This is a genomic window from Paenibacillus cremeus (assembly GCF_007786445.1).
In the GTDB taxonomy this organism is placed as follows: Bacteria; Bacillota; Bacilli; order Paenibacillales; family NBRC-103111; genus Paenibacillus_G; species Paenibacillus_G cremeus.
Genome location: NZ_VNJI01000003.1, coordinates 122720 through 136330 on the forward strand (window position 1 = coordinate 122720; position 13611 = coordinate 136330).

Below are 13611 nucleotides of genomic sequence, written 5' to 3' on the forward strand. Positions count from 1 at the left end.
CTCCAAATCGATATAGTTCCGCTATCATAATTATTCGACAATAAACGACGATTTGTGACTTAATTAACAAAGGGATGTAATGAATTTTGGAAATGAAGACCGAGAAACAAAAAATGTTAGCTTGCACCCGCTAAATCCATTCGAACGTGTAGCTGGGGCAGAGTATGGAAAACCGGTAACGATTGGCAGCAATGTATGGATCGGAGGAAGGGCAGTTATTAATCCAGGGGTTACGATCGGAGATAACGTGGTTATCGCTTCCGGAGCCGTAGTAACCAAAGATGTTCCCGACAATGTCGTCGTAGGAGTCAATCCGGCCAAAGTAATAAAGCACATCGAGCTCTAATCGATTTTGTTAACGAAAAGCCGCCTTGCGACATCTCGCAGGGCGGCTTGGTTGTTATCGTAGACCCTTCATATAGCTTTGAACCTTCGGGGCAAGTAGGATCAGGATGAAACCAAGAATGATGGAGATCACTCCTATGCTGCCGAAGTAGCCCATTTCGTTCGCGGGTGTGTAAAATTTAACAATCTGTGCATTCACCGCCTGAGCAGCCGCGTTGGATAAGAACCACAGGCTCATGCTCTGCGCGTAGAAGGCCGCGGGCGCTAATTTGGTCGTAGCGGAGAGACCCACAGGGGATAAGCATAATTCACCGAGCACGCAAGTGAAATAGCTCAGAACGAGCCACAATGGATTCACCAAGGACCCGGCTCCGCCAAAGTAAGATGGTAATAGAATCACCAGGAAGGACAAGCCGGAGAACAATAGGCCTAAGGCAAATTTGACCGGGATGGAGGGCTGGCGTTCTCCAAGCTTTACCCAGAGCAAGGCGAATAGGGGCGAGAAAATGATCACACACAGCGGATTTAGAGATTGAAACCAAGCAGGGGAAATATGGATGCCTGCAAAGTCCAGCTGCGTGCGTTCATCGGCATAATTGGCCAGGATCGTGGATCCTTGTTCTTGAATTGCCCAGAACATAACCGAGGCAATGAACAGCGGGATGTAGGCTAGGATCCTCGAACGTTCGGTAGCGGTCGTTCTAGAACTATTGTACATGACAATGAAATATAGAGTTGGAATGAGAATCCCGAGAATTCCTACTAATTTAACAAATGTACTAAAGGAAAACAGCCCCATCGGAATAACAATCGCCAGTACGATAACCACTAGAACCACACCCAGGCCAATTCGGAGGAACACTTTAGTCCGTTCGGCGGGAGAGAGCGGATTAGCGACGAGCGTGCCGGCAAGACCGAGATTGTTTTTCTTGGTTAGTGAAAAAATGACGAGCCCCAGGAACATCCCTACTGCCGCAATAGCAAAACCAAGGTGGAAGTTATACTTGGTGCCCAGAGTTCCGACAACGAGTGGAGAAAGAAACCCGCCGAGGTTAATCCCCATATAAAAAATGCTGAACCCGGCATCGCGGCGATTGTCTTTTTCACCGTAAATTTCGCCTACGATACTGGAAACATTAGGCTTTAACAAGCCTGTCCCCAGTACGATGAGCACCATGGAGACAAAGAACAGAGTGACGCTGCCCGGCACTGCAAGCACGATATGCCCAAACATAATCAGGATCCCGCCGTAAAATACGGCTTTGGAAGTGCCGAAAATTCGGTCGGCCAACCAGCCGCCGATGATGCCGGACATATAGACCAACGAACCGTAAATGGACATAATCGAAAGCGAAAGGGTTTTATCCAGTCCCAGACCGCCCCTGGACACCTCATAGTACATATAAAACACAAGAATGGCCCGCATGCCATAATAAGAGAACCGCTCCCAAAACTCGGTAAAGAAGAGGGTAAATAACCCCTTGGGGTGCCCGAGAAAGCCATGCTGGGGGACACTCTCGACAATTTTTTGCTTCGTGGTATCCGACATCACAATAACCTCTTTTGCTTTTTCTACTTATTGCCAAGGTTATTCATTCCCAGGTCGAGTTTGATTTATGTAATTCAGGTTATCCCGAAAGAATATTCAACCGGATTTGGGCGAAAAATGGGATGTAGCCTTTTTGCATCAACTTGTGAATGGAAGGGAGGAGCCGTTGAAACCATGCGCACTTCTACGAAATTAAAGCTTTGGATCGAAAAACGATCTCCTGCCCAAGTGATTGCCGGCTATTACTTTTTGGCGATGGCCATTTCCGTCCTCTTATTCAGCATTCCGGCTGTGCGTAAGCCAGGTGTCCATGTGTCCTTTTTCGATACGGTCTTTACCGCCGTAAGCGTAGCCAGTGATACGGGATTAGCCGTGTTCAATGTCGCCGATACGTACAGCGTATGGGGGTATGTCGTCATCATGATCGTCTTGCAATTCGGCGGGATCGGCATTATGGCGATGAGTACATTTTTCTGGCTCCTGCTGGGCCGGCGAATCGGACTGCGCCAGCGCCGCCTGATCATGATGGATAATAATCAGTTCGAGCTATCGGGACTCGTTCATCTGATGAGAGAAATCTTGGTGATCACCCTGCTGACCCAGCTTATTGGAGGAGTAGTCTTAGGCATCCGTTTCTTGAGCTATTATGAGACCTGGCAGGACGCATTGCTTCAGGGCTTATTCGCCTCCGTCAGCGCTACGACGAATGCCGGTATGGATATCACAGGACAGTCCTTGACTCCGTATGCCAACGATTACTTTGTACAGCTCGTAACGATCGTTCTAATCATTTTTGGCGCCATCGGGTTTCCTGTATTAATAGAAGCCAAGGCCTACCTAACTCATCTTCGCAAGGGGGATGCACGAGCATTTCGCTTCTCGCTGTTTACCAAAATCACGACGGTTACCTATGCTTTTCTGCTGGTGCTCGGCACAATCCTGATGCTGTTATTCGAAAACGAACGCTGCTTCAAAGACATGTCCTGGCACGAAAGCTTCTTCTACGCGCTCTTCCAAACCGCCACAACTAGAAGCGCCGGACTGACGACGCTCGACATTAACCAGTTATCGGTGCCGACCCTCCTCTTAATGAGCATCTTTATGTTTATCGGCGGCTCACCAAATTCCGTAGGCGGGGGCATCCGTACGACGACATTTGCCTTAAATATGCTGTTTATTTACCAATATGCGAGAGGATACCAGTCCATTAAACTCTTTCGACGGGAAATTCATCAGGAGGATATTTTGAAGGCTCTTGCGATTACGCTTCTTGCGACGGTGATGTGTGTCGTCTCGGTAATTGCAATAAGCCTAGCCAACCAGCATCTGCCGCTCATTGGTATTATCTTGGAGGTCTGCTCTGCCTTCGGCACCGTAGGCTTATCTACTGGAATTACGCCGGAGCTCGGTACATTTTCGCAAACCATTCTTATGGTGTTGATGTTTCTCGGACGAATCGGCTTAACCACTTGCTTCTTTTTCCTTCGCGGGAAGCAGGAGGATGCCAAATACCATTATCCAGTGGAACGGATTATGACGGGGTAAGCGTTAGCCTTTATTCACAGAATTTGGACGGGTTCAACTTTGTTTCCCCCTCCTTACATTTAAGGGTCATTACAAAACTGTTTCTCTAGACCCACACGGTCTACATCGATTATGATATTTGTCGACATGTGATTGGGGGTAAAGGGAAGTTGAATGGCGAAGAAAGTAAATCTAATGTGGTAGCAATTTGGATCAGCTTAATCAGCAATTTACTCTTGACCGGCATAAAGCTTGTAGTGGGCTTCCTATTCAAAAGCCAAGTTTTGATCGCGGATGGGATTCATAATGCGGGAGATGTCATTGCCACCATTGCCGCTTTAGGGTCAGCCAAAGTGGCTCAGAAGCCTGCCGACGAAGATCATCCCTACGGGCATGGCAAAAGCGAACTGATTGGTTCGGCCACCGTGGCCATTGTGATGGGTTTGGCAGCTGTCTATATCGCGTATTATTCCTTCGAATCTTTTTTTTCGGTGGCAGCCGAAGCAAGTATGGTTGCATTGATTGCTGCATTGATCTCTTTAGTATGGAAGCAATGGCTGTATCTGTATTGCATTAAAATTAGTAAAGTGACCAGCAGTAAAAGCCTGGAAGCCACTGCCTATGATCATCTCGCCGATGTGTATGCCTCAAGTGCAGCCGTCCTTGGGATTGGCGCAGCACTGATTGGAGACAAGTATGAGATCGCCTTTTTAAGCTATGGAGATGCGGCGGCAGGGATTGTTGTAGCTTATTTTGTATTAAAGCTGGCTTATCAGATGGGGAAAGAAGCCGTGGATATTTTGATGGAAAAAACGGTCCCCTCCGAAATTCTTACAGATTATCAGAATCTGGTCTTATCCATTCCCGAGGTCAAACGAATTGATCGGATCCGCGCACGAGCGTTCGGCAAATATGTGATGGTTGATGTTCGGGTAGGGATACCGGCGCAGCTGAGCGTGCAGGAAGGACATGACATCTCCCGCAAAATCAAACAAATCATTATGGCACAGCATAATGATGTAGAAGAGGTGCTCATTCATCTGAACCCATGGTACGATGAGGAGACGCTGCTTCCTGGGAAATAATCCAACGAGAAATGCATACCAAGATGGTGTGCATTTTTTTGTCGTTACGGAATAATGAGCCCTATTCTGGTTAGAGTGTTAATGTTATAGGAGAGGAGATTTGCTTATGAAGCTTCAGCGGATGTTATTGATCTATGCCATTATAATCGGTATCCTCATAGTTCTGGTCGGATGCAGGACCACGCATACAGCGCCCGCTGCTTCACCGACACCCACACCGACGTCAGAACTCCCTCCCGCATCTCCCACACCGCAGCCCCCTGCTCACGATCAAACGATGGACGTCTTAACTCAAATGAGCTTGACTGAAAAAATCGGCCAGATGGTGTTGGTCGGCATGGACGGCACCGCGGTGCAGCCGGAAATCAGCTCGCTCATCAAGGAACGGAGCGTTGGGGGAGTCATTTTATACAGCAACAATGTTGAATCGGCCAAACAGCTGTCCCAATTGTTAAATGGACTTAAACAAGTGAACCGCGACGCCAAGTCCAAGCTGCCGCTGCTGCTGAGCGCCGATCAAGAGGGAGGACGCGTATCCCGTTTACCGAAGGAGATCAAGGCTTTTCCAGCCAGTATGACCGTTGGGAGCACGAACGATCCTAAGTATGCGTACCGCGTCGGCTCAGCGCTCGGAGAAGCGATGAAGATGGCTGGGTTCAATACCGACTATGCTCCGGTGCTGGACGTCAATACGAATCCAAACAACCCGGTCATCGGCGACCGTGCGTTCGGAACTACCGCGAACAGGGTAACGTCCATGGGCGTTCAAGAAATGCTGGGCATCAAGTCACAAGGCGTGATTCCGGTCGTGAAGCATTTTCCCGGTCATGGTGATACCTCCGTTGATTCTCATTATGGGCTGCCTGTGGTAGAGCATGATTTGCAGCGGCTTCGAACCACCGAATTTGTGCCTTTCGCAAGCGCGATCCAGAAGGGGGCTCCGGTCGTGATGGTTGCGCATATTCTGATGACCAAGCTGGACCCGAATACGCCGGCTTCGATGTCTCGCATTATCATACAAGATTTTCTCCGTGGCGAATTGAACTTCGGCGGCGTTGTCATCTCCGATGATATGACGATGGAGGCCGTCGGAAAAACCATAGCGATCGGGCCCGCAGCGGTGAAAGCTGTCATGGCTGGTGCAGATATCGTACTCGTCGGACACGACCCTGAGCAACAAAAAGCCGTGCTTGACGCACTCACAGCCGCTGTTCAAAGCGGAAAAATCCCTCAAACAACGATTGACGCTAGTGTCACTCGAATCGCCAAGCTAAAGTCGGATTTCCACCTGTCCGATCAACCGACAGCGCCTGCAGATGTTCACAAGGTCAATCAGCTGATTGAAGCGGCGTTAAAGAAATAGAGGAAATATTTTCTTTATGTCGAATCCATTATTTCCTAAGGAGCTGATAACGATCATGACCATGGAAGAACAACCGCTGCTGAACCAGATTGCTTTAGTCTCAGGAGCAACGAGAGGAGCGGGGCGGGCGATTGCGGTTGAGCTCGGACGCGCCGGAGCAACAGTCTACGTGACAGGCCGTTCAACGAGGGCTGAGCGCTCTCCGATGAACCGTCCGGAGACGATTGAGGAAACCGCTGAGCTCATCTCCAAGGCGGGAGGCAATGGCATTGCCATCCGTGTTGACCATACCAAGGAAGAAGAAATTCAGAAGCTGTTCGAGCGCATTGTCTCCGAGCAGGACGGACGGTTGGATATCCTGGTCAATGATGTGTGGGAGGCGATCCGCTTGCGGAGTGGGGCAAAGGCTTCTGGGAGTGTTCCTTATCCAAAGGACTGCTGATGCAGCAGCAAGCTGTACATTCTCACATCATGACGGCGCATTATGCCGCACCCATTATGATACAACGCAAAGCTGGACTTATTGTAGAGATTACCGATCGCATCGGGTATCACTATCGAGGCAATTTATTCTACAGCTTGGCCAAAATCGGTGTATCCCATTTAGCGCAGGCGATGGCGGTCGACCTCAAGCCGCATGGTGTGACGGCGGTTGCTGTGTCCCCCGGATTTCTTCGCTCCGAGGCGATGCTGGAATATTTCGGCGTGAAGGAGGAGAATTGGCGTGATGCGGCTGCACAGGATATTCATTTTCTGCAGTCGGAGACGCCATACTTTGTGGCTAGGGGAATTGCAGCCCTTGCGGCCGATCCTAAGGTTTCTGATAAATCCGGACAACTGCTAAGCTCCTGGGGGCTGTCGGACGACTACGGCTTTATCGATATCGACGATCGCCGTCCGCATTGGGGGAAGTATGCTGAAGAGAATGGTTTTTGATCCTAGAGGGTGAGGGAAGGGAGGAGCTGGCAGCTCCTCTTTTATTTGATGTGCCCTAAGCGCAGCACATCGTCGGCCGATACTAACGACAGCTGGTTCAAGAACTCGATCTGGAAGCTGCCCGGTCCTTGCTCCTTTGTTCGGTTCGCCGCGATTTCCGCCGCTACGCCATAATAGACGAGCGCCGCAGCTGCAGCCTGCACGCCATCCGGCTCAACCGCCGCGAAAGCGCCGATTACTGCGGTCAGCAAGCAGCCGGTTCCAGTCACGCGGGTCAGAATCGCGTCGCCGTTATGAATCTCATAGGTGTGCGAGCCGTCGGACACATAGTCTACTTTTCCGGTAATGACTGCGACCGTGTTGCATTGATGAGCCGCCGTCCGTGCCAGCTCTGCAATATTGCCTTCGACTGCGCCAGCGTCCACGCCCTTGATCTGCCAAGCATGCCCGATAACGTTCGCTACTTCCGCTGCGTTGCCGCGAAGGATGGATACCTTCAGTTCGCTCATTAAATCCCGGGACACTTGGGTACGGTACGCCGTTGCCCCCGCGCCTACCGGATCGAGAATCACCGGTACGCCTTGTTCGTTTGCCGAAGCACCGGCCAGCTTCATCGCCGCTACTTCCGTTTCGTTCAATGTCCCAATGTTGAGCACGACGGCTCCGGAAATCCGCGCGATGTCGGCTACTTCTTCTTTTGCATACGCCATGATCGGTGATGCCCCTAAAGCGAGCAATCCATTAGCCGTAAAATTGGTTACCACCACGTTAGTCATGCTATGTACTAGCGGATTGCTGGCTCGCACTTTGTCGAGCAATTCTGCAACATATTGCAAATTCATCGGTATCTGCCTTTCTCCAACTGGTTTACTCGGACTACGGCGAGCAGCCGTACCCTCAACCGCTTCCTCGGTTACGATAAGTGTAATCAAATAGGACCAAAATTACAATGAATTACCTCTAGGAATCGAATCAGACTGGCTCAATTCATACGTTTTTGGCAACACTGTGGGGTAGAAATTCAAGAGAAAAAAGGAGAGAAAGGAATGTCCTATATCGTTGATTTTAAAAAGGTGTCCACGATTGGTTTGGAATCATCACCAGTAGCGGAAGCGCTTGCCGGTTTACGTGCGAATGAGGCTCGTTACTTTATGAACAAATACAAGCATGAATTCACGGTTGTACCCGCCAGCGAAAGCCAGGGGACCCTGGATTATGTGAACGGCATCTTGAAAAAAGAACGGGATCTTGCGTTTGCGGCCAAGCCTTTAGAGACGTCGCAGTTCCAAGTGGAAAATATTAAAATGGCCTACGTCTTTTATGAGAGTGGTCTTGAGGTTAACGTCATGTATACGGTGGATGACCCCAAGAAGCGGGCCGTTGGGTTTAAGCTCTCTGAGGGAATGGAGGTACCAGAGGAGCTAGAAGGCAGGTTTAAGTTTGCTAGGCAGAAGTCTGCGCTGGCCGGCACGATTCGCGGTTCGTTTTTTGTCATTAAAGGCGAGTATTAAGCTGCATAAACAAATTCGTATGCATGGTATATTGCAGAGGCACAGTGCTTACAATAAACAAAAATAGCGGAGAAAATCAAAAAAGAACCTGGATCATATCGCCAGGTTCTTTCATATTGCACATTTAAAGACTCGATGATATAATCAAGTCACGACTGTGATTTAATCATTTAAGCATAGTTGATCCATCTTATACTTTTATTGTAGCATGCCGGTTAGCTCTTGTCAAATGCTTTCTCAATTTAATGGTTAGGAGAGATGTGAATGAGCTCGTTTGTTCTCGGCTTCCACGAAATCGAAAAAACTCAGCTTTTGCTCGTTGGCGGAAAAGGGTTAAATTTAGGGGCATTATCCAAAATTCAAGGACTACAAGTGCCTGAAGGATTTTGTGTTACCACCCTGGGCTACCAAAAAGCGATCGAACAACACGAAGCTTATCATGCTTTGCTGGAGCAGCTGTCAGCGCTAAGAGTAGAAGATCGAGATCAAATTGGCGAAATCAGCAGGAAGCTGCGACAACTCCTATTGGAAGCTGAGATTCCTTCCGAGGTTGAGAACGCTGTTACTCACTATCTGTCCCAACTGGGCGAGGACCATGCTTATGCGGTTCGTTCAAGTGCGACGGCTGAAGATTTGCCACATGCCTCTTTTGCCGGTCAACAAGACAGCTATTTAAATATCATAGGCAAAAAAGCCATCTTGCAGCATATCAGCCAATGCTGGGCTTCGCTGTTTACGGATCGCGCGGTAATCTACCGGATGCAAAATGGATTCGACCACCGTCATGTGTATTTATCCGTGATCATTCAAAAGATGGTTTTCCCGGAGGCTTCGGGGATATTATTCACGGCGGATCCCGTCACCTCGAACCGGAAGGTGCTATCCATCGATGCTAGTTATGGACTGGGAGAAGCACTGGTGTCTGGCTTGGGATCTGCCGATAGTTATAAAGTCAAGGAAGGGAAAATCGTCGATAAGAGAATAGCGACCAAAACCTTAGCTATCTATGGACGGAAAGAAGGCGGAACACAGACTCAGCAGCTCGATCCGGCGCAGCAGAAGTCACAGACGCTTACTGAACAGCAAATTTTAAAACTGGAACGTATTGGAAGACAAATTGAAGCTTATTTTGGCTCTCCACAAGATATCGAATGGTGTCTGGCTCAGGATACATTTTATATTGTCCAGAGCCGTCCCATCACGACGTTATTCCCCATCCCTGAGGCAAATGACCAAGAAAATCACGTCTACTTATCGGTTGGCCATCAACAAATGATGACCGATCCCATCAAACCACTGGGCTTATCGTTTTATCTATTAATCACTCCTGCGCCTATGCGCAAAGCTGGTGGACGGTTGTTTGTTGATGTTACACCTAGACTAGCTTCACCTGTCGGCAGGAGCATGTTAATCGATGTTTTGGGAAAATCCGATCCGCTCATAAAAAATGCACTGACGACCATAGTAGAGCGAGAAGATTTTATTAAATTGCTGCCAGATGATTCAACAACACCGAGTCCTCGTAAGAGCAGTACAGATGTGCATGCTCCATTCGAAGACAATCCCGCCATCGTTTCTGATTTGATTACTCGAAATCAAGCATCGGTGAATGCGTTAAAACAAAATATCCAAACGAAGTCCGGATCCGAGTTGTTTGATTTTATTCTGGAAGACATTCAGGAGCTGAAGAAGCTCTTATTTGACCCGCAAAGCACGGCTGTATTTATGGCCGCTATGAATGCTTCAGCATGGATCAATGAGAAAATGAACGAGTGGTTAGGCGAAAAAAATGCGGCCGATACGCTTTCTCAATCTGTACCCAACAATATTACTTCAGAAATGGGTCTGGCACTAATGGAGGTTGCCGATGTGGTACGTCCTTATCCAGAGGTCATTCAGTTTTTGCAGCATGTGAAAGAGGAAAGCTTTTTGGATGAACTGGGTAAGTTTGAAGGTGGACAGGAGACTAAAGACGCGATCCATGCGTATCTTGCTAAATACGGCATGCGGTGTGCCGGAGAAATTGATATTAGTAGAACGCGTTGGAGTGAAAAACCGATGACCCTCGTCCCTATGATTCTCAATAACATCAAGCACTTTGAGCCTAATGCTGGCCATCGAAAGTTTGAGCAAGGGCTTCGGGAAGCGTTGGCCAAAGAACAAGAGCTACTAAATCGTTTGAAATCATTATCGGACGGTGAACAAAAAGCCGAAGAGACGAAGCGAATGATCAGCCTCATCCGGAATTTCATCGGGTATCGTGAATATCCGAAATACGGCTATATTAACCGCTACTTTGTATATAAGCAGGCTTTATTGAAAGAAGCCGAGCAACTCGTTCGTGCCGGCGTAATTCATGAAAGAGACGATATATTTTATCTCGCGTTTGAAGAGCTTCACGAAGTCGTGCGTACCAACCAGCTTGATTATCAGATCATCAGGAAACGAAAAGAGGATTATCAATTTTTCAACAAATTAACACCTCCAAGGGTAATGACGTCGGATGGTGAAATCATTACAGGTGTGTACAAAAGTGATCATCTGCCGGCTAATGCGATGGTTGGTTTACCAGTTTCTTCTGGAGTTGTAGAAGGGCGGGCGCGAGTCATCTTAAACATGGAGGATGCGAATCTCGAGGACGGAGATATTTTAGTCACCGCCTTTACTGATCCTGGCTGGACACCATTGTTTGTATCGATCAAAGGATTAGTCACCGAAGTGGGTGGATTGATGACCCATGGAGCTGTTATCGCGCGTGAGTATGGCTTACCAGCTGTTGTCGGGGTGGAAAATGCTGCCCAACGGATTAAAGACGGGCAGCGCATTCGCGTGAATGGAACAGAAGGGTACATTGAAATATTGTAATGGACGATCCTGTCGGCTTATATTAATTAATAGGAGAGGTGAAACCATGGTTCCAATCAACGACATCATTGCCATTCGTAGACATATTCCCGCTCTGAGGCAGGCGAAAGCGATCACGCAGATTCATAAAGGGTACTCAGCGGACGGGAAGTATTTCATTCATCGCAAGGAGGAGCAGCCCTCCTATGTGCTGCGTACGGCTCCAATACAGCAGTCGGAGAAAAAGAAAGAAGAATTCGATATGATTCGCCGCGTCTACGAGCTAGGCGTATATACGTCTGAGCCGATTGCTTTTGGGGTCGTTGAGGAGTGGGGCATCTGTTATCTTGTCCTGGGCTATGTGAAAGGCGAGGACGCGGCGGAATTACTGCCAGGCCTGACGGAAGACGAGCAGTACGTGATCGGGCTAGAGGCTGGCCAGGAGCTGAAGCTCATTCATAAAGTAATGGCACCGCTTCACATGAAGAGCTGGAACGAGAGAAGGAGCAACAAGTATCTGCAGCAGCTCGCCGAATATCAGTCCTGCGGCGTAAAGCTTCCGGAGGAAGACATGGTGCTGCGTTTTATAGACGATCATCTGAAGCTGATGGACGGGCGGCCTAACCGGTTCCAGCATGATGACTTTCATCCTGCGAATCTCCTGATCTACGAGCGGCGCTATTCCGGTGTGATCGATTTCAACCGGTTCGACTGGGGCGATCCTTATGAGGAGTTCCAGAAAGTCGCTTATTTCACCCGTCATGACAGCATTCCGTTCTCGGCAGGCCAAATCGACGGCTACTTTGATGGAGATGTACCGGAAGATTTCTGGCCGTTATATTCCCTTTACACAGCCATGACCATGCTTCCGTCGATCACGTGGACCTTAAAGGTTGTCCCGCAGCAGCTAGAGCTTATGCTGGGACGAATACGGACGATTTTGGAAGATCACCATCAGTTTGAAAATGTAGTGCCAAGCTGGTACGCTGCCGCTAAACGATAATCTGCTGCATAAGCTGAAAGCTTGAAAGCCTGAAACTCTGAGGGAATCACTCGGATGGTTTCGGGCTTTTTCTGTTTGTGAACTTTTCTAGCAGACGTTTCGATTTTACTATAATTGGAAATCATAAGTATAAGAGCATGTTGATAGTGATAGGGGGATGGATCTTGAGAATCGAAGCCAAAGGAAAAGGGAAAAGCATCGAAATCTCGCTACTCGACCGGGTGATGTGGGTACAACATTTTGGAGAAGAGGAAGTGGAGTCATTCATTGCTTTTGCCTATAAAGCACTAATAAAAGAAGAGTGTGGAGACCCGAAGGATGTCCCGAAAATTGTTGACTTTAAATTACACGGCGACATATGTATCGAACTGCGCATGGTAACTGAATACGGCTGCTTCTTTTTTTCAGCTGCACCTTATGCGATATATGGGGACTCGTTCCCTAAACCAGACGACCCAAGTAAAAAATACCACTACAGCTACTATTATATGCCACACGATGCGATCAAAAGCTTCAATAAATGGCTTGATAAGATTGAAGGACCGATCCAATTGGAGGAACGACGTAGAAGATATGCCTTGAAGCTAAACCAAGAATAAATCTTGAAGGAGATGAAGCGAGTGGAGCAGCAGCTGAGAGTGATTAATAAGTTGAAAGAAACTCAACGGCCCATTCAAGTCATAAGCAATGCTAAAAGGTCAGATCCCGTTCTTGAACAATTCTATCGTGCTCAGAGAGAAATGTTGTCTTAAGGCATGCAACCATTTGATTGTTAATAGCGTTAAACAAATAAGGGGAAGCCGCTTACTGCGGTTTCTTTTTTTATATCCTTTTATATTTGTAGAAATTAAAATGAATAATCAATAACAATAATAATATGATATAAAACAATGTGTATTTATTGATGAACGATAAATATTGTGCTAAAATCAGGTTGTCATTAAATATTGTGAGGTGTTTATTTTGAGAGAAGTCACCACTTTGTTTTTAAAAATAGCTGTTTTTGTTATAGGGCTAGCGGTTCTTGCTTTATGTATATTTTTGGTGCCCCATATAGCGAATTTCGCAGCAGAATTGTATCCCAATATGGCTTCAATGAAATATCTCGTTTTCATCCTAATGTATGGAGCGGCTGTGCCTTTTTACTTTGCTCTTTATCAGGCTTTCAATCTGTTACGGTACATTGATGGGAACGCAGCGTTCTCCGAATTATCTGTAAAGGCATTAAAGAACATCAAGCGCTGTGCGTTTATAATCAGTGGTTTGTATGTAGTAGGTTTGCCACTCTTTCATTTAATAGCGAAAAAAGTTGACCCTCCGATTGGATTAATAGGACTTATCATCATTTTTGCTTCGTCCGTTATCGCCATTTTTGCTGCTATCCTTCAACGGCTTCTACAAGAAGCGATTAACATAAAATCAGAGAATGATTTGACGGTCTGAGGTGGATG

Annotated in this window: 10 protein-coding genes and 2 pseudogenes; 10 read left to right on the forward strand and 2 right to left on the reverse strand. The window is 47.6% G+C overall.

All coding sequences use genetic code 11. The annotated features are described in order from the left end of the window. Positions 1 to 124: 124 nt before the first annotated feature. Positions 125 to 346 (forward strand): annotated as a pseudogene (locus tag FPZ49_RS03655) (DapH/DapD/GlmU-related protein); the annotation flags it as partial. A 54-nt stretch (positions 347 to 400) separates the two neighbouring features. Here the strand turns inward: FPZ49_RS03655 and FPZ49_RS03660 are convergent. Next, on the reverse strand, positions 401 to 1894 hold the full coding sequence (locus FPZ49_RS03660) for a peptide MFS transporter (protein WP_144843346.1): 1494 nt from the start codon (positions 1892 to 1894) through the stop codon (positions 401 to 403). 174 nt (positions 1895 to 2068) lie between these two features. Here FPZ49_RS03660 and FPZ49_RS03665 point away from each other — a divergent pair, with 174 nt between their 5' ends. The 4 genes and pseudogenes from FPZ49_RS03665 (at position 2069) to FPZ49_RS03680 (ending at position 6802) form a co-directional block, all read left to right on the forward strand. Continuing rightward, positions 2069 to 3439, forward strand: a complete 1371-nt coding sequence (locus tag FPZ49_RS03665) for a TrkH family potassium uptake protein (protein ID WP_144843349.1) — start codon at positions 2069 to 2071, stop codon at positions 3437 to 3439. A gap of 149 nt (positions 3440 to 3588) precedes the next feature. Then, positions 3589 to 4503, forward strand: coding sequence for a cation diffusion facilitator family transporter (locus tag FPZ49_RS03670; RefSeq protein WP_144843352.1), 915 nt, complete (start codon positions 3589 to 3591; stop codon positions 4501 to 4503). 295 nt (positions 4504 to 4798) lie between these two features. After that, complete coding sequence (nagZ, locus tag FPZ49_RS03675) at positions 4799 to 5866, forward strand: beta-N-acetylhexosaminidase (RefSeq protein WP_261381226.1); 1068 nt, start codon at positions 4799 to 4801, stop codon at positions 5864 to 5866. 61 nt (positions 5867 to 5927) lie between these two features. Beyond that, positions 5928 to 6802, forward strand: a pseudogene (locus tag FPZ49_RS03680) (SDR family oxidoreductase). Between the two features lie 41 nt (positions 6803 to 6843). Here the strand turns inward: FPZ49_RS03680 and thiM are convergent. After that, positions 6844 to 7644, reverse strand: coding sequence for a hydroxyethylthiazole kinase (gene thiM / locus FPZ49_RS03685; protein ID WP_144843358.1), 801 nt, complete (start codon positions 7642 to 7644; stop codon positions 6844 to 6846). A gap of 204 nt (positions 7645 to 7848) precedes the next feature. Between thiM and FPZ49_RS03690 the strand changes: the two genes are divergently transcribed. From FPZ49_RS03690 to FPZ49_RS03710, 5 genes are all read left to right on the forward strand, one after another. After that, complete coding sequence (locus FPZ49_RS03690) at positions 7849 to 8313, forward strand: phage tail protein (RefSeq protein ID WP_144843361.1); 465 nt, start codon at positions 7849 to 7851, stop codon at positions 8311 to 8313. A 264-nt stretch (positions 8314 to 8577) separates the two neighbouring features. After that, on the forward strand, positions 8578 to 11178 hold the full coding sequence (ppsA, locus tag FPZ49_RS03695; RefSeq protein ID WP_144843364.1) for a phosphoenolpyruvate synthase: 2601 nt from the start codon (positions 8578 to 8580) through the stop codon (positions 11176 to 11178). A 46-nt stretch (positions 11179 to 11224) separates the two neighbouring features. Then, complete coding sequence (locus FPZ49_RS03700; RefSeq protein ID WP_144843366.1) at positions 11225 to 12160, forward strand: phosphotransferase family protein; 936 nt, start codon at positions 11225 to 11227, stop codon at positions 12158 to 12160. Positions 12161 to 12324: 164 nt separating this feature from the next. Beyond that, the gene (locus FPZ49_RS03705) at positions 12325 to 12759 is read left to right on the forward strand and encodes a hypothetical protein (RefSeq protein ID WP_144843369.1); all 435 of its coding nucleotides are present in this window, start codon (positions 12325 to 12327) and stop codon (positions 12757 to 12759) included. 364 nt (positions 12760 to 13123) lie between these two features. Beyond that, complete coding sequence (locus FPZ49_RS03710; protein WP_144843372.1) at positions 13124 to 13603, forward strand: DUF2975 domain-containing protein; 480 nt, start codon at positions 13124 to 13126, stop codon at positions 13601 to 13603. The last annotated feature ends 8 nt before the right edge of the window (positions 13604 to 13611 follow it).